25 protein-coding genes and 1 tRNA gene are annotated in these 24,737 nt (G+C 40.5%); 15 read left to right on the forward strand and 11 right to left on the reverse strand.

Annotation, left to right across the window (positions count from 1 at the left end; all coding sequences use genetic code 11):
* Window positions 1-16: 16 nt before the first annotated feature.
* On the reverse strand, window positions 17-1,384 hold the full coding sequence (gene purB, locus ABH008_RS06285; RefSeq protein ID WP_347989002.1) for an adenylosuccinate lyase: 1,368 nt from the start codon (window positions 1,382-1,384) through the stop codon (window positions 17-19).
* 299 nt (window positions 1,385-1,683) lie between these two features.
* On the opposite strand from purB, the gene ABH008_RS06290 reads away from it, so the two are divergent.
* From ABH008_RS06290 to ABH008_RS06300, 3 genes are all read left to right on the forward strand, one after another.
* Complete coding sequence (locus ABH008_RS06290) at window positions 1,684-2,073, forward strand: hypothetical protein (RefSeq protein WP_347989003.1); 390 nt, start codon at window positions 1,684-1,686, stop codon at window positions 2,071-2,073.
* Between the two features lie 94 nt (window positions 2,074-2,167).
* On the forward strand, window positions 2,168-2,968 hold the full coding sequence (locus ABH008_RS06295; RefSeq protein WP_347989004.1) for a ferritin-like domain-containing protein: 801 nt from the start codon (window positions 2,168-2,170) through the stop codon (window positions 2,966-2,968).
* Entirely contained in the window at window positions 2,961-4,136 is a 1,176-nt protein-coding gene (locus tag ABH008_RS06300; RefSeq protein WP_347989005.1) for an NnrS family protein, read from the forward strand. Before ABH008_RS06295 ends, ABH008_RS06300 begins: the two co-directional genes overlap by 8 nt.
* A 97-nt stretch (window positions 4,137-4,233) precedes the next feature.
* On the opposite strand, the gene ABH008_RS06305 is transcribed toward ABH008_RS06300, so the two are convergent.
* Complete coding sequence (locus tag ABH008_RS06305) at window positions 4,234-5,703, reverse strand: alkaline phosphatase family protein (protein WP_347989006.1); 1,470 nt, start codon at window positions 5,701-5,703, stop codon at window positions 4,234-4,236.
* Window positions 5,704-5,839: 136 nt separating this feature from the next.
* Window positions 5,840-6,691, reverse strand: a complete 852-nt coding sequence (locus ABH008_RS06310; protein WP_347989007.1) for a S1/P1 nuclease — start codon at window positions 6,689-6,691, stop codon at window positions 5,840-5,842.
* Window positions 6,692-7,039: 348 nt separating this feature from the next.
* Here ABH008_RS06310 and ABH008_RS06315 point away from each other — a divergent pair, with 348 nt between their 5' ends.
* On the forward strand, window positions 7,040-7,726 hold the full coding sequence (locus ABH008_RS06315) for a response regulator transcription factor (RefSeq protein ID WP_347989008.1): 687 nt from the start codon (window positions 7,040-7,042) through the stop codon (window positions 7,724-7,726).
* On the opposite strand, the gene ABH008_RS06320 is transcribed toward ABH008_RS06315, so the two are convergent.
* Window positions 7,723-9,543 (reverse strand): hybrid sensor histidine kinase/response regulator, encoded by a 1,821-nt coding sequence (locus tag ABH008_RS06320; protein WP_347989009.1) that lies wholly within the window; start codon window positions 9,541-9,543, stop codon window positions 7,723-7,725. The genes ABH008_RS06315 and ABH008_RS06320 overlap by 4 nt on opposite strands.
* Before the next feature lie 246 nt (window positions 9,544-9,789).
* Window positions 9,790-10,887, reverse strand: coding sequence for a DUF2817 domain-containing protein (locus ABH008_RS06325; protein WP_347989010.1), 1,098 nt, complete (start codon window positions 10,885-10,887; stop codon window positions 9,790-9,792).
* A 115-nt stretch (window positions 10,888-11,002) separates the two neighbouring features.
* Here ABH008_RS06325 and ABH008_RS06330 point away from each other — a divergent pair, with 115 nt between their 5' ends.
* Together ABH008_RS06330 and ABH008_RS06335 are read left to right on the forward strand one after the other, a co-directional pair.
* The gene (locus ABH008_RS06330) at window positions 11,003-12,478 is read left to right on the forward strand and encodes a RimK family protein (RefSeq protein WP_347989011.1); all 1,476 of its coding nucleotides are present in this window, start codon (window positions 11,003-11,005) and stop codon (window positions 12,476-12,478) included.
* Window positions 12,479-13,384, forward strand: coding sequence for a PfkB family carbohydrate kinase (locus tag ABH008_RS06335; protein ID WP_347989012.1), 906 nt, complete (start codon window positions 12,479-12,481; stop codon window positions 13,382-13,384).
* 31 nt (window positions 13,385-13,415) lie between these two features.
* Here ABH008_RS06335 and ABH008_RS06340 read toward each other — a convergent pair whose 3' ends face one another.
* From ABH008_RS06340 to ABH008_RS06355, 4 genes are all read right to left on the reverse strand, one after another.
* On the reverse strand, window positions 13,416-13,781 hold the full coding sequence (locus tag ABH008_RS06340) for a hypothetical protein (RefSeq protein WP_347989013.1): 366 nt from the start codon (window positions 13,779-13,781) through the stop codon (window positions 13,416-13,418).
* 188 nt (window positions 13,782-13,969) lie between these two features.
* Window positions 13,970-14,677: an aquaporin Z gene (gene aqpZ, locus ABH008_RS06345; protein WP_347989014.1), complete on the reverse strand. Its 708-nt coding sequence runs from the start codon at window positions 14,675-14,677 to the stop codon at window positions 13,970-13,972.
* Between the two features lie 287 nt (window positions 14,678-14,964).
* Window positions 14,965-15,825 (reverse strand): protein-glutamate O-methyltransferase CheR, encoded by an 861-nt coding sequence (locus ABH008_RS06350; RefSeq protein WP_347989015.1) that lies wholly within the window; start codon window positions 15,823-15,825, stop codon window positions 14,965-14,967.
* Between the two features lie 6 nt (window positions 15,826-15,831).
* Window positions 15,832-16,764, reverse strand: a complete 933-nt coding sequence (locus tag ABH008_RS06355; protein ID WP_347989016.1) for a chemotaxis protein CheV — start codon at window positions 16,762-16,764, stop codon at window positions 15,832-15,834.
* A gap of 150 nt (window positions 16,765-16,914) precedes the next feature.
* Between ABH008_RS06355 and flgA the strand changes: the two genes are divergently transcribed.
* The 9 genes from flgA (at window position 16,915) to ABH008_RS06400 (ending at window position 22,387) form a co-directional block, all read left to right on the forward strand.
* Window positions 16,915-17,607, forward strand: a complete 693-nt coding sequence (gene flgA / locus ABH008_RS06360; protein ID WP_347989017.1) for a flagellar basal body P-ring formation chaperone FlgA — start codon at window positions 16,915-16,917, stop codon at window positions 17,605-17,607.
* A gap of 70 nt (window positions 17,608-17,677) precedes the next feature.
* Entirely contained in the window at window positions 17,678-17,986 is a 309-nt protein-coding gene (gene flgM, locus ABH008_RS06365) for a flagellar biosynthesis anti-sigma factor FlgM (protein ID WP_347989018.1), read from the forward strand.
* 5 nt (window positions 17,987-17,991) lie between these two features.
* Complete coding sequence (locus tag ABH008_RS06370; RefSeq protein WP_347989019.1) at window positions 17,992-18,486, forward strand: flagellar protein FlgN; 495 nt, start codon at window positions 17,992-17,994, stop codon at window positions 18,484-18,486.
* A gap of 35 nt (window positions 18,487-18,521) precedes the next feature.
* Window positions 18,522-19,304: a flagellar regulator YcgR PilZN domain-containing protein gene (locus ABH008_RS06375; protein WP_347989020.1), complete on the forward strand. Its 783-nt coding sequence runs from the start codon at window positions 18,522-18,524 to the stop codon at window positions 19,302-19,304.
* Window positions 19,305-19,436: 132 nt separating this feature from the next.
* Window positions 19,437-19,513 (forward strand) — tRNA-Arg (locus ABH008_RS06380).
* A gap of 109 nt (window positions 19,514-19,622) precedes the next feature.
* Complete coding sequence (locus ABH008_RS06385; RefSeq protein ID WP_347989021.1) at window positions 19,623-20,387, forward strand: hypothetical protein; 765 nt, start codon at window positions 19,623-19,625, stop codon at window positions 20,385-20,387.
* A gap of 156 nt (window positions 20,388-20,543) precedes the next feature.
* Entirely contained in the window at window positions 20,544-21,428 is an 885-nt protein-coding gene (locus tag ABH008_RS06390) for a hypothetical protein (RefSeq protein ID WP_347989022.1), read from the forward strand.
* A gap of 274 nt (window positions 21,429-21,702) precedes the next feature.
* Window positions 21,703-22,071: a type II toxin-antitoxin system RelE/ParE family toxin gene (locus ABH008_RS06395; protein WP_347989023.1), complete on the forward strand. Its 369-nt coding sequence runs from the start codon at window positions 21,703-21,705 to the stop codon at window positions 22,069-22,071.
* The gene (locus ABH008_RS06400) at window positions 22,061-22,387 is read left to right on the forward strand and encodes an XRE family transcriptional regulator (RefSeq protein ID WP_347989024.1); all 327 of its coding nucleotides are present in this window, start codon (window positions 22,061-22,063) and stop codon (window positions 22,385-22,387) included. Before ABH008_RS06395 ends, ABH008_RS06400 begins: the two co-directional genes overlap by 11 nt.
* Before the next feature lie 598 nt (window positions 22,388-22,985).
* Here the strand turns inward: ABH008_RS06400 and ABH008_RS06405 are convergent.
* Both ABH008_RS06405 and ABH008_RS06410 read right to left on the reverse strand, forming a co-directional pair.
* Window positions 22,986-23,534: a DNA-binding protein gene (locus ABH008_RS06405; protein WP_347989025.1), complete on the reverse strand. Its 549-nt coding sequence runs from the start codon at window positions 23,532-23,534 to the stop codon at window positions 22,986-22,988.
* A complete protein-coding gene (locus tag ABH008_RS06410) occupies window positions 23,534-24,658 on the reverse strand; it encodes a helix-turn-helix transcriptional regulator (protein WP_347989026.1) in 1,125 nt (374 codons plus the stop codon). The genes ABH008_RS06405 and ABH008_RS06410 overlap by 1 nt, the downstream gene beginning before the upstream one ends.
* Window positions 24,659-24,737: the final 79 nt, after the last annotated feature.

The following is a 24,737-nucleotide window of genomic DNA, read 5'->3' on the forward strand; positions in this document are numbered from 1 at the left end:
AGCCCCGTCTGATTCGTTAACCGATTTTTTGTGCTAATTGAGCGGCATAACCGGTGTAGTTATGGGGGGTTAGCTTTAAGAGTTCGGTTTTGGCAGCTTGTGGGATATCAAGTGTTTCTACAAAGGCGCGCATGGCTTCACCTGTTACTCGTTGACCTCGGGTAAGTTCTTTTAGTTTTTCATACGGCTTTTCGATGCCATAGCGGCGCATTACTGTTTGTATGGGTTCAGCAAGTACTTCCCAATTATTATCCAGATCTGCATCAATCAGTAGTGGGTTGATTTCCAATTTGGAAATACCCTTAAGTGTTGATTGAATGGCAATGCTGGTATGAGCAATGCCAACCCCAATATTGCGTAAGACCGTTGAGTCAGTTAAATCACGTTGCCAGCGTGAAATTGGCAGTTTTTCACTTAAAAAGCCCAGCATAGCATTAGCTAAACCTAGATTGCCTTCCGAATTTTCAAAATCAATTGGATTGACTTTATGTGGCATAGTGGAAGAACCTACTTCCCCTGCAATGGTTTTTTGTTTGAAATAGCCGAGTGAAATATATGACCAGATATCGCGATCAAAATCCAGCAAAATGGTGTTAAAACGCGATAGTGCCTGGAATAACTCTGCCATGTAATCGTGAGGTTCAATTTGTATGGTGTAAGGGTTAAAACTTAAACCCAATGATTCAACAAAGTTTTTGGCAAATTGCTCCCAATCCACTTGCGGGTAAGCAACGCTGTGAGCGTTATAATTGCCAACCGCACCATTTATTTTGCCTAAAAGTTCAACATTGGCCAGTTGCTGACGCTGGCGTTGCATGCGGGCAACGACATTAGCAAACTCTTTACCTGTGGTAGTGGGTGTTGCTGATTGGCCGTGGGTGCGCGACAGCATGGGCTGTTCAGCGGTGTCTAAGGCCAGTTGTGTTATTGACGCAATGCAGTTGTCTATTTCTATTAGGGTTAGACTGCGTCCTGCTTTAAGCATTAAGGCGTAAGACAGGTTGTTAATATCTTCAGATGTGCAGGCAAAATGAATAAACTCACTCACTGCTTGCAATTCGGGGTGGTGTTTTATTTTTTCCTTTAGAAAGTATTCCACCGCTTTAACGTCATGATTGGTGGTTTTTTCAATGTTTTTTACTGCCTCAGCGTCAGCTATTGAGAAATCGCTGACAATATTATTCAATACTAGTTGAGCAGAGTTTGATAATGTGGGTACCTCTGGGATATTAGCTTGATTTGCTAAAGCCTGTAGCCAGCGTACCTCGACTTCTACCCGGTAGCGGATCAAGCCATATTCACTAAAAATGGGTCGTAAAGCATCTACTTTGTTAGCATAGCGGCCGTCGATAGGGGAGATGGCGGTAAGAGCAAAGTTTGTCATAAATGATGATCCAAAGGTTTAAAAACGTATTGTTGGCTGTATGGATTGCAGATAATTTATCAAGGCTACTTACACTTTTATGTTGTTGAAAGCTAAATACTTAGCTTTTTTCTTATAGACATTAACTTAGTTGTTATTGCCAGTCAGTACCGATAGATTTCTTTAGCTATTAGTCATAGTCAACCTTATATTATACAGCGCAAATTGCATTTCAGACTAGCTTGCCGTGTTTAAAATTGTTAAGTGTTGGCCTGTGCTACAATCCTTAACTTCTTAGCCATCCTACTTTAAGGACTTTCATGCAAATTCATAAACTGACCGTTCTCGTAATGCTGATATGCTCTTTTGCAGCGCAGGCAGAAGTACCTTTGTCTCGTAGTGATATTTTAGGCACTTGGCAAATCGATAAAGAATCCATGCATAGTGATGGCAGCAATGGAAAAGCCAGCAATGCTACCTGGACCTTTAAAGAAGACGGTACCATGGAGGGTATTTCTCAAGATGCTGATGAGCATGCCCGGGTAACGCAGTTACGCGCCAGCTTAAATTACAGTATCGAAAACGGTAAAATTTTAAAACAGGCAGCAGCTGGGCGGTCTAAAATGGAAACCTGCATGGCAGTCGAAAAAGAGGCTAGCAAAATGGTGTTAAAGTGCCAGACTGTGTTTTTTTTCATGACTAAGAAGTAAGGCGCACAGCAAGTTTGGCGGTCATTCTAGTGTTAATAATCAAACTGACTTTGTCAAAAATTGCGCAATACACACAGCTAGCTAGAGTGATTTTGTGAATAATCTGTTCGATTTCGCTGCAAAATGTCTGTTTACTCACTCCGTTGAGGGCAAACTGGCTGCGACGCATCAAGCTTGGCAGCTACATATGGCGCAACAATTATGTATGGAATCGACTGATTCGCCACTGCCAATAGCGAATACGGCTTTTCCAGAAAAGCCAGAATGGTTAATGCCACGCGATATGCCTCGCCGCAGCCTGAATACTGAAGCGGGTAAACTCGCTTTTTTCCATGCCTTAGCCCATATTGAATTTATGGCTATTAATCTGGCCTGGGATATTATTTATAGATTTCGTGGTTTGCCACCTGAGTTTTATAGCGATTGGTTACGAATTGCCGACGAAGAAGCACAACATTTCAGTTTGATCCGTACACATATGTTAAGTTTGGGCGTCGATTATGGCGATTTACCTGCTCATCGTGGATTATGGTTGCAGGCTGAAGATACGGCAAATAACCTATTAGCCCGTTTGGCGGTGGTGCCACGTTGCATGGAGGCTAGAGGTCTGGATGTGACACCCGCGATGATAGATAAACTTAAAGGCATGAATGATAACGCCGGGGTAGATATTTTGACTCGAATTTATCAGGACGAAATTGGTCACGTTGAGCGCGGTTCGTACTGGTTTAAACGTTTGGCAATTGAACAAGGTCAGGAACCCGAATCGTGTTTTGCCAAATTATTACTGACATATATTGGTAAACCCAAAGGCCCATTTAATCGAGAAGTGCGTATAATTGCTGGATTCTCTCATAACGAAATCGATTGGCTGGAGGCGGGCTTGCATGAATAAAAAACCGATTTTTGATTATCCACTGTTTGCCATGGGGTTTAGAACCTTTTTTGCATTGGCAGGATTATCAGCATTGGCCTTTATCGCCCTTTGGAACTCTATTTCCGATGGCTCACTACACTTGCTTAATTATTTTCCTCAAAATATTTGGCATGCGCATGAAATGCTATTGGGTTATACCACGGCTGTGATTGCCGGTTTTTTATTGACTGCAGTCAGAAATTGGACTGGTTTGCAAACCGTCACGCCGGATGAATTGGCTGCACTGGGTTTTTTATGGATATACGGCCGTATAGCGCCCTTTTATGCGCATCTGTTACCCGATATTATCATTGCGGGTCTTGATTTTGCGTTTTTGCCTGTATTAGCTTATTTTATAGCAAAACCCTTGTTGAAAAAGGCAAATTATAAAAATTTTATTTTTGTAGTGTTATTGCTGTTAATGGCTGTGGCAAATGGTTTGATACATGCGCAGTTTTTGGGTTTATTAGTCGACAGTGCCAGTTTAGGCTTGAAATTGTTGGTGACTCTGGTTGTTATGATGATTGTCATTATAGCTGGCAGATTGTTTCCCTATTTTACTGAACGTGGCTTGAGTGGGGTGGTTTGCATCCGTAATCCCCTACTGGATGGAATAACTATTCTAGTCAGCTTATTGGCATTGATATTAATGATACTGGATATTTCCGGCACTTATTTGGCGATTGCAGCTGTCATGGCGTTGTTAATCAATCTTGTGCGGGTAGCCAGTTGGTACGATGGTCGTATTTGGTATGTACCCTTATTATGGGTACTGTTTGTGGGATATGGTTGGATAATCTTGGGTTTTGGATTATTAAGTTTGGCCGCATTTGCATGGATATCTCCCTTATTGGCCTTGCATGCCTTTACAGTAGGTGGTCTGGGAACTCTGACGTTGGGTATGATGGCGAGAGTGGCTTTAGGTCATACAGGAAGAGCCCTTAAAGCATCTAACATTATGGCAATTGCCTTTTTATTGATAAATCTTGCTGCATTATGCAGAGTGTTATTTCCTGTGCTGGTGCCTGCCTGGTCGGGTAATCTTGTTTTAGTTTCCAGCTATTTCTGGTTGGCGGCATTCTCTCTGTTTGTATTTTTTTACACACCCATTCTGACGACACCCCGCGTGGATGGACAAGCTGGTTAATTTTTGTAATCACGCTTAAAATTTACCGCACTATAGTGCGGCTACATGTGATGATTAACATGCCGCACTATAGATTCTGCAACACTATGTAAATAATTTAAGGTAGAAACTTTTGCAGTTTGTCTTTTATAAATGGCAAAGCTTCAGAGGGTGTTTTATGGTCCGGAAGCTCAATATTCTTTATTAGGTGGTTAGAAAGATTTTGAATATGCTGCTCAATTTTGTCGAGTTCACTTTCAGTTGTTGCTAGTTGGCTAAGATCAGGTAGATGGGCCGCCGCTTGATGTAGCGCTTTTTGAAAATCATTCATGGGTGCTGCCAGTGCTGTTTTTAATTCATCGTCCATAATGGGATAAGCTAAGGCTTCGATGCTCTCTAGAGCATTATTAGTAGGTGCCTCTAAATTAAACACTTTTTCCACATCAGGCGCTACGGCATCACGGTTAGTGAGAGGGGTGTTCAAATGAAAGCAGTTGCGTAGTGTGGCAAGAATTGAAGTATGATCAAATGGATAAGTTTTACCCTCGTGAGGCAAATTACCTTCTTCTACAACACGTAAAATAGTGCCGGGGCTAATATAGGGTGAAATGAGTACCGCAGGTACCCTGACACCATATCGGTCAAATCCAAATGGACTTGGGTTTGAATTATCTGGGGGGATTGCCACAGGTGGTGCTGCGTGATCATAACATCCGCCGTGTTCGTCATAGGTAATAATCAGCAGCGTTTTTTCCCAGCTGGGAGCGCTTCTGACGATATTGTAAACTTTGGCAATTAACTTTTCCCCCAAACCAACATGGTGTGGGGGATGTTGGTCATTTGGCAACTCTAAATCTGGAAAATATCTGGGTTCAATAAAAGAGTAGGCAGGTAACTCACCCGCTTCTGCCTTGGTTTTAAACTCATCGATGAAATGAAAATGCTCAAGATGCGTCCACAAATCAGTCAAGGTCAGTGATTGAGGAAAATCATGAAAAAAGATGCCCCAAGAGTGATTGGCTGTATTTAGGCGATTAAAAATGGTCGGCATAAGATAAGGGAAATGTACCGGACTATTATTTTGGTAGCCGTTAGCTGTCCCTGTATGTACAAAAAACCGGTTTGGCCAGGTTTGGCAGGGCGCGGAAGCAAACCATTGATCACAGACTGCATATTGCTTGGCTAGTTGACTAAGCACTGGTACTTGCTCAGGTTGGTAATAATGCATAATATTTTTGGCATCATAGTCTTGTGCAGGAGAAGCTGTTTGCCGAATATAGTTATTCGCAAAACCCGTCATGGGCGGCAATTGCTGACCGGGTTGAGCATCCAGACCGAAGAGCTGCATATTGATGTCTGTCCAGAGTTCACCTGGGTCAGGAGTGGGGATGGACATTGATTTTATATCCGTTCCTGTTGTATTCCAAACTTGTACGTCAGCTGCGTTTTGTACCGGATTCGTCTCTTGGCCGGTTAAGCCATTAAACGCTGCCGATTTCGGATAGAGTGCGCCAAGCATAGAGTCGAAAGAACGGTTTTCAAGCATCAGAACCACGATGTGTTCAATTTTTTCAGCTAATATTCGCATGGTATCTCCAAAATTGTGTAGAGAGTTAGGTGAGTTGTTGGGCTGTGTTATACAAACACAGCACCTTATTTTTATAGTTTAGTTATCCTAACCAGTCAATTCAGTTTCAGAGTCTAAGGAAGAGCCCTTAGTAGAGTTACTGAAGTGCTTCGTTTAACACTACAGACAAGCGTAAGCCTGCTTTCTGTAGTTGTTTTCGTGCTACCGGCCAGACTGTGGCTTGATAATTGTCTTCCCAATGGTCATTCATGACGCTTGGTAAACTGTTATAAGCAATCCCGGCCAGTGCATGCGATTCCTCGGCCCAGGTTACAGCAGTATTATCTATACTGTTGAGTAGACCCGATTGGCTCCAAGTGTTGCGATCTTCATTTGAAATAGCATTATCAAGATCAGTTGCCGCTTGTCTTACCAGGGCATGATTAAAGCTAAAATGGGGGCCAAGATGTAAATTCAGGGCATGCTCAAGTATAGCGCCATCCCAGATACTATGTAAATTGGTGTTTTTGTCATAATAGGTAAGCGAAACTTGGTTTCCTCCGCGATCATTGCGATTTTCTGCATGTAAGGGTTGATGTATGTCGCCAATAAAATGTACCAGCCACTTTAACGCCTCCAATCGTGAGCGATTGTCTAGTGATGTATCTGCCAATTTCTGAGCATAAGTACTGATTTTGGCAACTACGCAAGATGATTGAGGGCAGTCTCTGTTAGCATTATATTGAGATTCCTCAAGAGGAATGTCCACATAGTGCCAAGGAGCGGTTTGAGGGGTTTTAGGCGGAGATTGGTCTGGCCAGGATGCTATGTCGTCCAGATTACTATTCCCTTCTTGTGCTAACAACGCACGCACTTCGTTTTGTGCAACAGCGTTAAGATGTGCTTCGGCAATATCAGCAACTATGGCGTGACCTTCTGGTCCCCAGGCAGAAGCAGTTGAATTGACTAGCAGCAAGCTGAGTAGCATAGTGATTGAATAATTGGACATGTCTAACTCCCATAAATGATAAATTGAAAAAATAACTATGAATAAGGTAGGTGGAAAAATTCGATAACGTACCTAAAGTTCACTATAAAAGTGTTTGATAAAGTGAACATTAAAGTAAGGTAGTGCTTAGAAAAATGCATAAAAAGCCAGACCTCAAGATTAATTTTAGGCGGAAAATAAGACAATCTTATGAAAAAATGCAGAATCATTGCGGACTAATATCGCCTAGAACATAGCATGGATAGCTTTTTGTACTCTTTTTTAGTGTTAGTGTTTTGTGCAAGCTGGCGCGTTAATTTATTCGCCAGTATACTATCCATTCTCTGAGTGCCTGAAACTTTGATGGTAATGAATATTCTACTGATTGACGATCATTTTTGTTCCCGTGCCGGAGTGGCCGGTTTATTACAGCAAATGTTTCCTGAAACACGTGTGTTTGAAGCTGATGATGTACTACAGGGCTTAAACATTGCTCGCGCTTCGCTATTAAATTTAGTATTTTTAGACGTTAATTTACCTGATCAAGATGGCTTAGTTGGATTGAAAATCTTCCGGAATGAATTTCCAAAACTGAGCGTGATTATGTTTTCTGCCATGGATCATCAGTCAATGGTTTATGAATGCTTGCGTCTGGGGGCTATGGGTTTTATTACTAAAAATTTGTCCAGACAGGATTTTATTCAAGCATTATTGGATGTCTTATCAGGAAAAGTCTATTTACCGTCTTCGGTGACAAGTGCTAAGCGTTTAAATAACGCTGGTCTTGAGTTACGACCTGTTACCGACGCCGAAACTTTGGGATTAACGCCGCGTGAATTTTTAGTTTTAAGTCTGTTAGTGCAGGGCTTATGTAATAAAGATATTGCTAGATTAATGGGGATTTGTGAGCAAACTGTTAAAAATCACCTGCGTATTTTGTTTTTAAAATTTAGTGTTACCAGAAGGGTGGAATTACTGGTCAAGTTATTTGAAATGGGTGTCGTAATAGGCAAACCCGGAAGTTGGCAAAAAAATTTGGAAGATCAAGCCTGTTAAGCGTTTGCAGAACTTTGCAATGTCGTTGAATTCGATACAGACAAGGTTTCGGAGATTTTTTCAAATAGTAGGGTATTATTTACAGGTTTACGCAGCAAAAGTGTATGTTCTGGAAATTTCTGTTTATCAATGTAGGGAATAGGATGAGCTGACAAAATTATGCTGGGTAGTGAGCCGCAATGCTTGCTAACAGCAGCAATGATGTCATGGGCAGTCTGGTTATTTTCTAAATAAAAATCAGTGATTAGTAAGTCTGGTACTATCTCGTTTTCTGAGAGTTTTATTAGGGTTTCTTCTATACAGGTTGCGGTTTGCACCAAACAACCCCGTTTGTTAAGTTGTGCCGCCAACGCGGATAAAACCTCTTTATTGTCATCAACAATCAATACAAAGTAATTACAGGCTGGTAAGGGAGAATAGATTGGCTTTTCCGGGTTGGTATGCTTAGCTACCGGTAGCTGGATTTGAAAACGACTGCCCTGATTGACCTTTGAGTGTAAGCTTAATGAGTGTCCAGGCAAAATATTCAAAGCCTTTTGCACATAGCTTAAGCCTATACCGTTACCACAAGGATCATTAAGCCGACGCGTACCTCGGTAACACTCATTAAATATTTTCGGTTTATCGTCTTCAGAAATACCTATGCCAGTATCGCGGATAATCAGTTTGATTTGTTGATTACTCGTTTTTACGGTCGAAACAATTATCCAGCCATTTTGCGTATATTTAATAGCGTTGTCGAGCAAATTGCTAATAATTTGTTTGAGTATGCAAGCGTCGCTGTAGACATTGAACGGCGGTTTTGTACGTAAATTGATTTTCAATTTTAAATGACGTTTAGCCGCTTGCGGAGTAAATTGGTCACTCATATCCGCTAGTAGCAGATTTAAGTCAACCGCTTTTAGTAAGGGTTGTTGTTTGCCATTTTCAAGGTTTCCAATGGTCAGAATTTGGTTAAACGTATTGATAAGTTCATCTGTGGTATGCCCCAGACGTGTTGCAATATGCTGTAATTGGTAATCTGATCTATCGCAGCAGAGGGTTTCTAGTAAACTTGAGTAACTACTTAAAGCTTGTAATGGTTGGCGTAAATTGTGACTTAGTTGTTGCGTAAATTCCGTTTTTTCTAGTAAGCCGATTTCAGCTTTACATTTTGCCTGATAGGCAAGCCGTGTTTGACGTTCTAATTGGTAACGAGTACAAAAGCCAAAAAAATTTGCCATGACTAACAATAAAACGGAAGGCATCACTTGACTGACTGTGAAGTCTATCAGGTATGCGCTGATAGGCAGAGTCAGCATGGCGATCCAACCGAATAGCACGGTTTCTGAGAGAGTCATTAACATCTGCCCATAAATCAAGAAATATATCGGTATTAACCCCGTCCACAGGACATTAAAAAGCAGTGAATCGGTTTCGCTGAGCATAATGCCAATTAAACTGAAAATATAAGCTGTTATGGCTAGTTTGGTTATTTTGCTGATACAGATTTTTTGTAGAGGGCGTTGGTACAGAAGTTTCAGTAACGATCCGAAACTAATCACGATAGCCAAGCGGGCAAAGAGTTTTGGTGTTGACAGGGTGTTATTGAGTATGTCCAAGCCAATAAAGGTCAGAAAACCGATTGAGCCTATGGCTAAAGCAAATTTTAAACTAGACAGCGCTTCGCTGCGGCGTTCCTGCCAGAATAATTTTTCATGTTCAGTATCGAAGCTTAATGAACCGTTATGTAAAGGTAAAGCTTGAAAGCAAGGTTGAATTGTCCATATCAATTTTCGCAGCATCTGAATACAGACTGAAGAGTTTGAGTTTGGCATGGCCTGTTTCCCTAGAGGGCAAAAAAACCTGATAAATTAAGTGAGCTGTTTTTTGGAAATCAGGTATAGTAAAACACTCAGCAATCAGTTTGTCTGTAACTAATTATATTGTATGTTCCAGATATTTATGCATCAAAAGAACTTGCTATGAATAATACTATTTGCTTAGGTTGGAGTCTTTTTGTATTTAGGCTGAAAAGGTTAGTCGTTATTAGCAAACAACTATAGCCATTAACGCAGAGCAAATTATCTGCTTACTCCCCTTAATCCTTGCATAATTACCTGTCTAGCTCTGAATAACACCATTTCTTGCCAGGCGATATCTTCAGGGTAAAAATGTTTACGCATGCGTAGACTATGTGCCTGCCGCTCAGTTTGGTTATTCGTTTCTGACCACAATTGATGATCACGTAATAAGGTTTCAAATAACAGATCGGTACTAAACGTACCAAATTCTAGCGTGACAAAGCAACTTTGCTGATCCATGACTGCATGCCACAAATAATCCAGTAAACCCAGTTTGGGTACCGAGCTGGATGTGCCCGCAAATGGTAATGTCACTCCTTCTCCATACCATTGATAAGCCATGGTTGCCCCGGCACTAAACGGTTGGTGATCACAAATAATTTCGCCATAACTATAGGGGCCTAAGCCCGTATGTACATCAATGACGGCTAAGCGTCGTTTCGCCAAGGCATAATCAGCCATTAAGGCTTCACACACCAAACGACCATGTGCAGGTTTTTGGCCGCCGTAAAAGGGGCCGGCAGGGTCTTGGTATTGTCCTCCACTGATGGCTTGTTCCAACGCTGGACGTCCGTGTTGATGTGCAAAGTTGGCTAAAATTTCTTGTCTGAGAGATATATCATTACAAAATAATGCTGATCGCAATTGCTGGTAGTCAGGATTTTCAGGCAAAGGTTGCGTGAAATCCACTGCATTCCTATTTAAGTCTACCCCATCTGCATCGCAACGCCTTAGCCATGCATATCCCCAGGGTGTTAATGCATGTATGAGTAAAATAGCTGTATTGTCTGGTAATAATATTTGTTGGCATGCCAATCTATCCATTAGATCAAGCTGTATAGCACTACCTGTAAAACCTTCAATACCATGGGTGCCTGCCAGCAGAATAAGCACTTGTTTTGCATTATTTTCACCCAGCCACACACTATCCGTTATTAATTCTTCTCCCATTGGTCCAACACCTGCACAATTAAAACTTCGGTATTGCTGAGGGTAATTAAGGTTAGGTAAGCGCTTTAACCATTCTTGTCTAGCCTGTCGATAATTGTCAGGAAATAGAGAAACATCAATACCCGTTAATTCTGAGCGGCTAAACATCGTTAATTACCTATGAATTTTAGTTAAAATCAAATAAATGAATATTACGCCTTGTTTAAACGGCTGTCTGGTTTCAAAATGATCCACTCATTCATTACATGGGGATAATATTGCTATGGCAAGCACGTTACTAGTGGTTGATGATTTATCCGACTGGAATCCTTATTATCCCAGTGATCAGGTTATTACATTTGAAGATTATCTTGGCATAGAACAGGCTGAATCTGATCAGCGTGTGCGTATTATTAATTTGTGTAGTAGTTACGCTTATCTTTCCGATGGCTATTATTGCTCATTATTAGCGGAAGCTCGAAATCACCATGTGATACCCTCGGTAAAAGTGATTAATGACTTAGGCAAAAATGCTTTGTACAGTTTGCAACTGGACGATTTGAGTTCAACCTTGGCGCGTGCTTTTAAATATCATGTATCAATTACCGATTTTAAGCTTTACAGTTTTTTTGGTACCACTCCTGATCCCACCTTTCAGGAATTGACCCGTTTATTGTTTGAGCGTTTTCCCTGTCCTATTCTTGAGATTACCCTGCAGGGTCAATTGCAATGGCAAATTATTGACTTAAAAGCGGTATCACATCGCAGTCTGGACGATGCCGAGCAAACTTTGTTTGCCGAAGCCCTGGATAGATTTAGTAAAAAAATCTGGCGTAAAAGCCGTACGCGTAAAGCGGCCCGCTATGATTTGGCCATTTTAATTAATCCGGCAGAAAAATTGCCACCTAGTAATCGGGGGGCTATCAAAAAGTTTATTAATCTGGGTAGACAAATGGGAGTGGAAGTGGAGCTGATAACCCAGCAGCATTACGGGCGTATTCCAGAGTTTGATGGTTTATTTATCCGCGAAACGACAGCCATTGATCATTACACCTATCGCTTTGCAAAAAAAGCCGAAAAAGAAGGATTACTGGTGATTGATGATCCAACTTCAATTTTACGCTGCGCCAATAAAGTCTATCTAGCGGATATGTTTCGTACTCACCGGGTACCTTCGCCTAAAACATGGATTTTACATAAGGGTAATGCTATGCATTTGGATCAATTGGAACAAGCGGCTGGTTTTCCGGTAGTGATAAAAATTCCAGATGGTTCTTTTTCGCGTGGTATCGTTAAAGTAAGTAATCGCCAGGAACTTGATAGTAAAGTCAGTGAGTTATTTCAGCAATCTGCCTTGTTGTTGGCTCAAGAGTTTCTGTATACCGATTTCGATTGGCGTATAGGTATTTTTAATAACAAGGCGTTGTATGCCTGTCGATATTTTATGGTAAAAAATCATTGGCAAATTTATCGGCATTCCCGAAATCGCGTTGATAGTGGTGATTTTGATACATTACCCACTTTTGAAGTACCCAAAGCGGTGCTGGAAGCGGCTCTAAAGGCTACCCATCCCATAGGAAATGGCTTGTACGGTGTCGATGTTAAAGAAATAAAGGGTAAAGGCTATGTCATTGAAGTGAATGATAATCCCAATATTGATAGTGGGATTGAAGACAAATATTTGGGAGATGAATTGTATAAGGTTATTTTAAGCGAATTTGTGCGGCGCATGGAAAACCGTAGTAAGGGAATCAATTAAATGTATAAACCAAACAATTTTGATGTACTTTGTGTTGGACATGCCAGTTACGATTTGGTGTTTACGGTGCCACAACATCCTTTGTCGGATGAAAAAATTGTTGCAGAAGGTTTGCTGGGGTGTGGTGGAGGACCTGCTGCTAACGCTGCGGTAATTGTGTCAAAACTGGGATTTAAAGCTGGCTTTTGTGGGTATTTGGGTAATGAGCTTTATGGTGAAAGTCATTGGCAGGAGTTGCAAGCTCAGCATGTAGATACTCGGTATGTAGTAAGAGGCGATTTTGCCACGCCTTTATCCGTAGTGCTGGTTAAACCGGACGGTCAGCGTGCGCTTATCAATTATAAATGCCAAATTCAAGCTCTAAAGTCCAAAAGTATAGATTTTGCCAATCTTCAAACTAAAGTATTACTATTCGATGGACACGAACCGCAGATCAGTTTAGATCTGCTCGATTATTTGGCTGGACAGGGGGTGTCCAGTGTTTTGGATGCAGGTTCTGTGCATACAGGTACTTTATTATTAGCGGACAAGGTGGATTATCTGGTGTGTTCTGAAAAGTTTGCACTTCAGTATGCAGAAAGTGTTGAGTCTGCATTAACGCAATTATCGGCACAAAGTGCGGTAGTTGTGATTACTTTGGGGGAAAGAGGGTTAATTTGGAGGCGTGGACAGGAAGTAGGTGCTTTAGCTGCGCCACCGTTATCAAATATTATTGATACAACTGGGGCTGGTGATGCTTTTCATGGTGCATTTGCTGCGGCAGTGGCTGCTGGTATGTCGTGGTTAGAGATATTACGTTTTGCCAGTGGGGCAGGTGGTTTATGCTGTACAAAATTAGGAGCCAGAACGGGGTTGCCTGATAGGCAACAGCTGAATGCCCTTCTGGCTGCTTGGTCTGTTAATTAGTTGACTGATTTTCTCGACAAGCCTAAAAAAATTATAGATCGACCTGAAAATGCCAGCCCACACCTGCTTCAGCAGCGGCGGTTAAAATTCGCTCACAACTTTGTAAATCCTCAAGTGCTTCTTGTGCTTGAGAGCTGGACAACAACGTTCTTACAGTTACCAAGCCATCCAGTGCTGAGAATTGCAGTAACGGCGGCAGTTCAATCTCATCATCGCCATCCATAAAATCAGCCAACTCGTCAGGATCCATACAAAAGAAATCTGAAAGCGGGCGAACGCCAAGTTGAAGAGCCAAGATGTCGAGTAATTCTATGTTGTGTGACAATTTTTTGCCATCCATCATGGTGTCCAAATCATTAATCTCTTTTTCTAAAACGATGTAGTACGCTGAGCTCATAATTTTATGTCCAATAACCGTGGAGTTTACAAAGTTAATACTGGGGGCGCATATTGATCAATGCGGAGTAATCATTTTTCACATAGGTATATACATTATTCTGACCGTGTGTATTTTGGTTGAATGTCTCGCAAAAGGTCTAAATGAAAAAACTATTTGATTTACTGATAACCCCACACCCTAAAAAATCAGTCTTCTGCGACTTCAATTGCTTCTGGTGCGCCAATAAAACGGTAGATTAAGGCACCCAGAACTGCGCCAATGATGGGGGCTACCCAAAATAGCCAAAGTTGTGCCAGAGCCCAATCGCCAGCATAAATAGCCACTGCGGTACTGCGGGCAGGATTGACTGACGTGTTGGTTACCGGAATACTGACTAAATGAATTAGGGTTAAACATAAGCCAATCGCAATGGGAGCAAAACCCTGTGGTGCGCGGCTATCGGTAGCACCCAGAATGACCAGTAAAAACATCATGGTCATTACTACTTCGGATACCAAACCCGCTAACAACGAATACTGTCCAGGTGAATGTTCACCATAACCATTGGAGGCAAAGCCTGCGGTGACATCAAAACCGGCTTTACCACTGGCAATAAGATATAAAACACCGCCGGCTACAATTCCACCCACTACCTGTGCTGCAATATAAGGTGCTAATTTATTGGCTGGAAAGCGGCCGCCAGCCCATAAGCCTATGGATACGGCGGGATTAAGATGGCAACCGGAAATATGACCAATTGTATAAGCCATGGTTAATACTGTAAGACCAAAAGCGCAAGATACACCTAACAAACCAATGCCAACATGCGGAAACGCCGCTGCTAGTACTGCACTACCACATCCGCCTAACACTAACCAGAATGTTCCAAAAAACTCTGCTCCGTATTGTTTCATGTTATACCCCTATATTATTAGAATTTAAGTTAGTCTGATGACTGTTTTTCTAACATCCATAGACAATGTGGGTGAAGTGAATCACCCAACATAACTATAACAAAATAACGATAGATTAAAATAGTTTAGACGTTTTTTTAGGAAAATCTGTAAAACAAATACCGAGGATAGGTGCTTGGTTTTGCTTAGATTAATGCAGGGGGTTTTTATATAAAGTAGTGGGATTAGCATAGCAATTTTATTAGTGCCAACTTCTAAATCATGTCTTTATGCACTGAACTTGGGGGTTATGATCGGGTTTTTTTATAGTAGTTGACTAAGCTGCCATGCTGGCGCTCAAAAACGTCTAAACCGATAGGCATAGACTCGGTACTACTTAGAAAAAAATAGCCACCCGGCTTTAGATTTTGAGACATACGATTAAGAATATCGAATTTGACAGTATCGGAAAAATAAATGAGCACGTTTCGGCAAAAAATAATGTCAAATAATCCTAATGATGAAAAGGGTTTAAGTAAGTTCAGTTGTTGAAAGCTGACCTGTTGAGTGACTTCGTTATTTAAACTGTAACCCTTGGTCGTGTTTTGAAAAAAACGTGCTTGCGTGGCAGCATCAATTCCTCTGGATAGCGCCAGCTCTGAATAAATCGCTTGTTTTGCTTCGTAGAGCATCGTTTCCGAGATATCAGTACCCAGAATCTGCACCGAACAAGGTTTAGGTGTGTTTTGCAAAGCGGTTATGCTGATGGAATAGGGTTCTTGACCCGACGAGCAAGCTGCCGACCAGATTTTTAAAGGTTGGCTATTTTCAGTCAACAGCGTAGGAAAAATAGTTTCCTTAAGTACCGAGAAATGCTTTACATCACGAAACCAGGATGTTTCGTTAGTGGTCATTGCATCAATAACAGCATTTCTAAGTGTGCCACTTTGTGCGGAATTGGATTCCAGTGTGTTGGTTAAATCAGTAAATGAATCTAAACCAAATTTATCCAGCAGCGCTATTAAACGGTTTTTGACCAAATAATGTTTGTTCTCGTTGAGCACAATTCCACATTGCATGCTCAAAAACTGCTGGATAATCTGAAAATTACTATTGCTAAGTTCGTAATTAACAGAATTCGAACCGGAATTTCTGAACACGGATTGCATAGAAGCTTAGTTACTCATACCATTTTGTCTTTTAATATGGGATTGTATAGCATTTAATAAAGAGTCTGGGTCAAACTTAGCCAAGAATTCGTTTGCACCTACTTTTTGTACCATGCTGGTATTAAATACGCCGCTTAAAGAAGTATGCAAAATTAAATAAACATCTTTCATATTGACATCGGATTTAATTTTGGTAGCCAGTGTATAGCCATCCATACGTGGCATTTCAACATCAGAGATAATCATTAAATAACGATCCTGAATTTTTACGCCTTCGGTTACCAAATTTGTTAAATGATCCCAAGCTTCTAGCCCATCTTTTAACAAAGTACACTGCATATTAATTTGTTCGCAGACGCGCTTAACCTGATTTCGAGCCACAGATGAATCATCAACCACCAGAATATGATTATTACTACTGGTAATATGAGTATCAATGGTTTCAGCAGAGGCTTCTTCGCGTCCACCTATGACTTCTTTCATGACTTTTTCTACGTCAATTACTTCAATCAGCTCTCCGTCTACCTCGGTAACCGCTGTGAGATAACTACTTTTGCCCGTACCGGTTGGTGGTGGTCTGACTTGTTCCCAGCCGATATTGATAATTCGATCAACAGCACCTACTAGAAAACCCTGAATGGAACGGTTGTATTCAGTAACGATTACATAGCAACCGTCTTCGCGTGACAAAGAGCGCATCCCAATTGCCATGGATAAATCTAGAACCGGAATAGTTTTGCCGCGTAAATGGGCTACACCACAGATTACGAAGTGGGAATTTGGGATTTGCGTTAACGGCGGGCATTGAATGACTTCCTGTACTTTAAATACATTTATGCCAAACCGCTGGTGACCGTGTAGTTTAAATAGCAATAGTTCAAACCTGTTGTGTCCTGCCAGTTTGGTTCGTTGATCAACACCATCTAAAACGCCAGCCATAATGCCCCCTTGAATTTGTTGAAATTAATTATAGCGGTATTGCTAAAGTTTTCTTAAGAAATTGCCGATTTATGACGTGGTTCGCTAATAATAATTCTGTTGGTATGTTTCGTGCTTAGTTTTAAGTATAGTCAAAATTCCAACACAGTTATGAACATAATAAAACGACAGTTATTGACGCTATTGCTAGTTCCACAGATAAGCCTTGCCGCTCAGTTACAAGACGTTAAGGCTATAGAGAATGCAGTCAGTAGTTATGTGCAATCCAGTTTGGATACCAATGGTCGTTATCAGATTAACGTAACGCCTTTGGATATGCATTTGCAATTGCCCTTTTGTGATGAAAACTTGGACGTTTCTCCGCAAGCAGCAGAAGTTAAAGCCGGACATAACACCTTGTTAGTGCAATGTAAGGGCAGCCAACCCTGGAAAATTTATAGTTCTGTGATAGTTAAATCGTATAAAGAAGTACTGGTTTTGGTTCGGCCGTTGCAACGCAACGCAGTTATTCATGCTGAAGATATTGTGCGAGAAAACCGCGAAATTAGTGCTTTAAGTCAAGGTTACTTGTTGGACCCACTTGATGTAGTTAATAAACAAGCCGCCCGTAATCTGCAAATAGGCACTGTGCTTAATGGTCGTAGTTATCAAGATTTAACCCTGATAAAACGCGGTGACCGCGTTACTATTCAGTTGGGTAAGTCGGGTATGTCGATTAGTATGGCCGGTATTGCCATGATGAATGGCGCAAAAGGTGATCGGATTAATGTAAAAAATACCAGCTCACAAAAGCTTATTCAAGCTATGGTGGTTGATGCTGCAAAGGTTTCTGTTAATTTTTAAAAATTTCGTTAAAGGATATGCTAATGTTGCCGATAAAATATACAGATAAAATCTTTACAGGACTTTCGTCATGGCTATTGAATCTGTTTCCGGTCAAACCCCCAGTGTATCCTTACCTGCAAAACCAGTTGATAAGGATGCTAGCATCACTAACAAGCAGCCAGCAGTCAGCTCAGTATTGGCAGAAGCAGTGGGTGTTACTTATACCCGTCAGGATATTAAAAATGCAGTAGCATCTGGCAGTTCTGCGCCGGTAATCAATGAAGATCGGGTTGCCGCTATCAAATCTGCCATACAAGCGGGTACTTATCAACCCAATGCCGAGCGCATTGCTAGTAAGATCCTGCAATTTGACCATCAGCTATCTAATTCGACGTGAACGCTATGATAGAAAAAACGTATCCCATTACTGAAAATTTATTGATTAACGGTTTAAATGCTACGCAAAAATTATTGGAATTATTGCATAGTGAAGCCGAAAATCTGCTGCAAAGCAAAGATGCGCAAGCACTTACCCACATTGCTGCATATAAAAAAGAAGTGGTTGTTCAGCTTGAACAATTTGCTGATCAGCTTGGGCAAGTTTTGGCAACAGAACAATTGCTGGCGAACCATACTGGCATGAATGATTACTTGAGCAAAGCACAGGCAGCCGGTATCAATATTGGCAATTCTAGAGTTAATTGGGCGAATCTTACTGCGCTGTCAAAAAAATGCCGCATGCTCAATGAACAAAACGGGGCTTGTATTGAATTGTTAAGTCGACATACGCAACGCGCCCTACAAATCTTACGAGGCAACTCAGCATTATCCAGCACCTATGGGCCTGACGGCTCAACTAGAAGCGAGTTGTTTTCTAAAACCCTTATTTCGGTGTAGACTGGCTATAGTTAAATACCATTAGCCTGTCTAGCATGTTAGAAAAAATTAAAAGTCTGTTTGTAAAGCCAAAAACCGTTGAAGAAGAAATAGATACAGACGAATTGTCGACACAGGAAAATCCAAATTTCATTACTGAACCGCTTAAAATTGTAAAATTATTGAATGAAATTGAGTCCAGCTCACCACTGTGTGGAATACAAATAGAGGGTTACAGCAGAGAATTTAGCTCTTCTATACTGGGTGTAAAAGACGATAAGCACCTTATTATGTTGGACGAGTTGGTTCCCAGAGAAGGTAATGTGCTGCTGCAAAATCATAAAGCCGCAAAGGTCTTGGTATTGCATAAGGGGATCCATCTAGCATTTAATGTAACCGAAATTGAAATTGGTTTTTCACGCGGTATTACGTACTATAAATGCAACTTACCTGATCGAATTTATTACCCGCAACGACGTCGTGCGCATCGCATTGATGTTGGGTCTTTGCATATTCCTTTTAGTGGTATTGCCGAAAAAACGCGTTCATCCGTTTCAGGTTATCTTTTCGATTTATCCAGAAGCGGTGCCGGGATACAACTACCTACCAACCGCGCCCGTCTGCAACGAGGCGATACCATACATGGATGCCAGATCAGTTTTGAAGATTATGTGATGGATTTTGATTTGAGTGTACGTTTTGTTAAACCTGGACAGCCAGGCAGCAGCAAAATGTTAATTGGTGGCTTGTTTGAAAATATGTCTACCCGAAGCGAAACTAAGCTATCTTATTTTATAACTTCGCTGGAGCGGGTGGAGATTAGGAAGCTGAAGTATTGATAGTTTGGGTGTGGTAAAGCATTTTTTATATTTGCATCCAGTATAAGTGAGAAATAAAAGTCTGAATAGAATTGGTTGCTGAAAAGTCAATCATTCTAAACTGTTAGGCTTATGTTAAAATGCATGATTAAAGTCCCGGTAGCTCAGCTGGATAGAGTGGCCCCCTCCTAAGGGGCAGGTCGGACGTTCAAATCGTCTCCGGGACGCCATTTAAATCAACAAGTTAAATATCAAAGAGAATCCCCTTTTTAGGGGCGAACGTGACTAAAAAAGTGTTCTTATTCTTATAAGTAATTGAATATTCATGGAATTGATAAAATGCTGGATGCTTTTCAGAAATTTCTGGAAATACGGCAAGCTATTAAATCAGAAATAGGTGTTGCGCCCTATAACTGGTTTGAATTGCCAAATAGTGTAGACATTGATTGGTTAGCCTACAGCCTAATGCTGGATGAACATGCTAGGGAATTGGCAAATTCACTTAACGAGATGAGGCAATTTATTGTTAATCTCAAAGCATGGTCAGAAGTTCTTGAGGAAACAGGGGAAGACCTTGAGAGAAAACATTTTATAATTTATGAGTTTGTTTGCCCATTAGCGACCTTGGCGCTTAATTTACCTTATGTCATTCGATCAAGGTTTTTTTATTCAATTGCGCATCTTTGTCATCAAGCTAATCGAGTAGACGAATCGCAGTGGAGTGATGATGATTTACCAATTGATTCCAAAATTTATCAAGAGCAGGCTGATTTGCATGGTAAGTCGTGGATAAAATATCAAAAGTTAAAATGCGCTTTAGAAAAGGTTTGCAATAAAGAATACCAGCGAGACACCTTGGATTTTCGGAACAAATATAACCACCGTTATTCACCTAGGATTGAGATTGGAATAACGTCTTTGGTCACGCGTAATGTTGATATGCATGGTTTCGTCAGTTATGGTTTTGGTGGAATTGAACCACTTAAACTAAAAAACCTAATTCCGCTACTAGAAAGGCAACATTCAGAACTTATGCTTACTTTCTCTTTGTATAAAGAATTGGTATACGAGCAGCTTGTAGCCATCAGTAAAAATAACGCTTAATCACTCAGGTTTTATCCTGTTGAAAGTTCACATGAGTTTTGATAAAAATACATCCAGATCTTGAATTACCGATTTAGTTTATAGGTGGAGATAATATATGTCGGTACATGCTGAAACAACGCCAGTTAATGTATTCACCTGAGTTAGTTTTTGAACATGAATTACTCGGATTACTTTGATGTCAAACACAAAATCGAACTTCTAAAAAAACTATCTGCTCAAAATGCGATACCAGATAAGTTCTTGCCTGTTCTTGAGAAATTACTATTCGATAAATTTACAATAAATTGCTTTCCAATCGGAGATCAATTTATATATAGAGCAAGAAAAAATGAGTATGGCCGACTCTTTACCGATATCGGCGAATTAAAACATCCTAGGTTATCAAGTGCCAAGGGACGAATGAATGATGTAGGAGAATCATTTTTTTACGGTGCGCTTTGCGAACTCGGAACAATTTATGAAATGGTTCCGACTATTGGTAGTCTATTTACAATATCAAAAATTAGTACGAAGAGCGGGATATTACAACCGCTCTTCAAAATTGTAGGGCTGCTTGACGATTATCGAAGCAGCATAACACCGAAGAATAAAACGGAAAAAACAATTTACAACTACTTGCATGGTGAATTCATCAAAGTCACCACAAACGCCGATGAGTATAATTCTACGATTGCCATATCCAGACTTCTTTTGAGTAAAGACATAGTTGCTCCAGATTATTGCCTATGTGGATTAGCCTATCCAAGCGTTCAAAAGGCACGGGGAGTTGCGAATGTTAGAACGATTAACATAGGGATGAAGGGCGAAGCTTTTGACGATAACTTTTGCATAATTGATACCTTCGTATATTGCTTAACGGATGAGGAGAAAACCTATCAACTCAACGAAATTAATCGTGGAGAAATAGAAGAAGATGGTTGCATAAATTGGATGTACAGCTTCTCAGAAATGCAGCAACGAATGCGGAGTGGGCTCACATTAGACGGAACATTTGTCGAAAAATTGAGAAGCTATGCAGATCAATCAACTAATTGCTAAGATAGTTGTTGTACGCCATATCGATCTATATTTAATCCCGAGTACAGACGAAATTGCTTTTTTACGGAGGATTAGCGGGGGATGAAATCTTAGAGTTAGGTATTGGCAACTTATGACTGCCGATATTTGACTTGCGATGAGTATAAGTGTTCTGGGGTATTACAAATGACCCAACCTATTAAAATGTAACGAGATTGTTTCCTGGTATTCAGGCTGCTCGGAGTTAACAAATGATTAAATTGACAAAACATTCCTTCAAGGCTATATTTTAAAGATGACTTGGGATGTAGAATACACAAATGAATTCGAAGAATGGTGGAATGGTTTGTCGGAAGATGAACAAGTTTCTCTAGCAGCTTCGGTCCATTTGCTTGAAGAACGTGGGCCTGCATTAGGTTTTCCGCATTGCAGTGGTATAAACGGCTCTAAACATAGTCATATGAGAGAATTGCGTACTCAGCATGAAGGTAGACCGATACGCACACTTTATGCCTTCGATCCTAGACGAAGTGCCATTTTGCTGATTGGTGGTGATAAAACCGGCGACAATCGATGGTATGATGCCCACATTCCGATTGCCGATAGACTCTATGACGAACACTTACTGCAACTTCTAAAGGAGGGGCTGATCAATGGCAAATAAATTTTCTGATCTTCAAGCGAAAATGAAACCTGAGGCACAAGCTCTGGCTAAAGCTAAAGCTCAAGCAATGTTGGCGGAAATGCCGCTGAATGAATTACGGCAGGCTCGTGGGTTATCGCAAAAAATGCTTGCGGAAGTTTTACATGTTCAACAACCCTCAATAGCTAAAATGGAAAAACGTACCGATATGTATATATCCACGTTACGTAGCCATATTGAAGCGATGGGGGGAGAACTTGAAGTTGTAGCCCGTTTTCCTGATGGTATGGTCAAAATTAGTAATTTTTCAGACTTGGAAAAAGGTGTGGCGGTCTGATTCTTTGTTCCGGCATTTAATTTCTCATTGGTAATTTCTTATAAAATTTGGTTAAAGTTGACCGTGACCAAAACGTGACGTAACCGTGACGGATGATGGGTAAATGTGTCGGTTTCTGTCATAACTACGCAAAGCGGGAATATGTAAGTTGTTGTTAAATAAGTTAAATTATGGCTATTTTCCCGCTCCTAAGGGGCAGGTCGTACGTTCAAATCGTATCCGGGACGCCAAATTTATCAATAGATTGGTGTTAACTCATTAGTAAATAAGTGCCTGTCGTGCCCAATTCATGCCCAATATGAATATGGATCGACCTTATGGCTACCATCAGAAAACGACCCTCAGGTGCTTGGCAAGCAAGAGTCATACGCAAGGGTGAGCCTACCACCACTAAAGCATTACCTAGTAAACCCTTAGCTCAAACAGTTGGCTAGATCAATCGAAACCAAGATAGACACTGGAACCCTGATTGATACATCAGAAGCTGATAATACTTGCTTAGGTGAATTGATCGACCGCTATTTAATTGAAGTAACCCCTACCAAGAAGTCAGTTAAGCAGGAAATCAGAAGACTACGGGTAATAAAGGAAGCATTAGTCAGGAGAAATATTTTTTATAGTCTGCTTCCAGATTAGCAGGTCTATCACCAATGTATCGCCAAAATTCTACCAAACCTGTCACGGTTTTTTTATCTATATGCTTTGCATCAAACATGATTTTGAGTAATTGCAACGTTGACATCACCTTTACTTCATAAACTTCTGCGAGTTTAGTCATATCCTGATCATCAGTGACCACTGGGACATTAAGCTCTATGGCATAAGCGAGGTAACGGACATCCACTTTTGATGGACCTGGAAATTCGGTTTGTACATAATCCCAAATAAAGTCAAAAGTCTGGGCAATTGACTGACGTTGATTCTTGCTGAGAGTGGGGGTAAGCTTGCGATTTTCAGTATATTCACTCTCTGTTATCCACGGAAACCTTGATACTAAGCGTCTATTGCTTAGTTCTTGATTGAGTTCTGGGATAATGTATAAACAATAGTGCTCTTCGCCAAAGGGTACAAATAATAACGGTCGTATCGTTTTTGCCAGCCTTAAATAAGCATTTGTATCAACCAGAATCTTGGACTGCGGCGGCATTAGCTTAGCTCTGAATATATGCTCTGGGCATCCAGTATCGGCATATCAAGAATAGCTTGAATAAAACCAAAGCCTTTTTCTTGCTGTTTAAGATAGGTGCTTAAACTATCAAAAAATGGGGTTGAGAAAGCGTCTTTTACAGTTTCTATATAGTGTTTAGCCGTAATGTTTTCGTTGTCAGTAAAAAGCAATTGGCTGACATTTTGATATTGATTGTTAAAAAGGCTAACCTTTGCATGTAGTGTTTTTAATGCAATGGGTGGGTTATTCGTATAGTTAGCAAAAGCATTAACTTGATAAAAAATAGTGTAAGGTGAAATAGTTTCTTCTTCAGCAATTTTTTTTATGGCTTGCCATCTTGTTGATTCTGTCTTACATTTTGAAATAATCTTGTATGCTTGCTTAGCCTTTATTTCTGGAAATAGTAACGTTGCGGCAAATGCGTCAGCAAAGTCTTCACCTAATTCGCCTTTAAGATTAGGTGCTAAACAGTGTCCTAATTCATGAGCCATCCAAAATTTAAAATCATGAATATTGACATCAAGATTAAGATATATCCAAGTCGTTTCCGAGTCTGGTAGATAAATATGTACTGCGTTCTCATGACGTTGCTTATTACCCCATAAAATCGGAATCAACACGGCTTGCAGTTCGTTAAAACGACGTATTAAATGCTGAAAATCTATTATTGCTTCAGGACTAACATGAATATCAGCTCGGACTTTTTCAACTACCTTTTGTAGATAATCATAATCATTGATCGGATTTTTTAGAATTGGCGGCATTTCCAAGGTGTCAAACGGCAAATAGTTAGCCAAATGTTTAAGGAAGCGCCCCATTTCTTGGGCTTTTTCGATATGATGATCTTTCGTTTTTGTACCTTTCATTTTACGAAAAGCAACAACGGGTTCATATGTATTTTCTTTGATGACTAACTCATCAAAGTTTAGTGATAATTGTTTGCCAAGTTGCAATAATTTATTAGGTCTTGGAAATGCTTTATGACTTAGCCATTGAGAAACTGCCTCTTTCGAGACATCAAGCAGATTCGCTAACGCTGTTTGCGTTAGCCCATTATGGGTCATTTTTTGACTAATATTGTCTAGATTAAGTTTATTTTGCATAAAAATCATTATAGATGTTGGTCAAGTTTAGTCAAGTTATGGTGTTGTTTTTGAGTAAATACAAGGTGAAAATTAGAGT

Origin of the sequence: Methylomonas sp. AM2-LC, assembly GCF_039904985.1 — a bacterium.
Lineage (GTDB): Bacteria > Pseudomonadota > Gammaproteobacteria > Methylococcales > Methylomonadaceae > Methylomonas.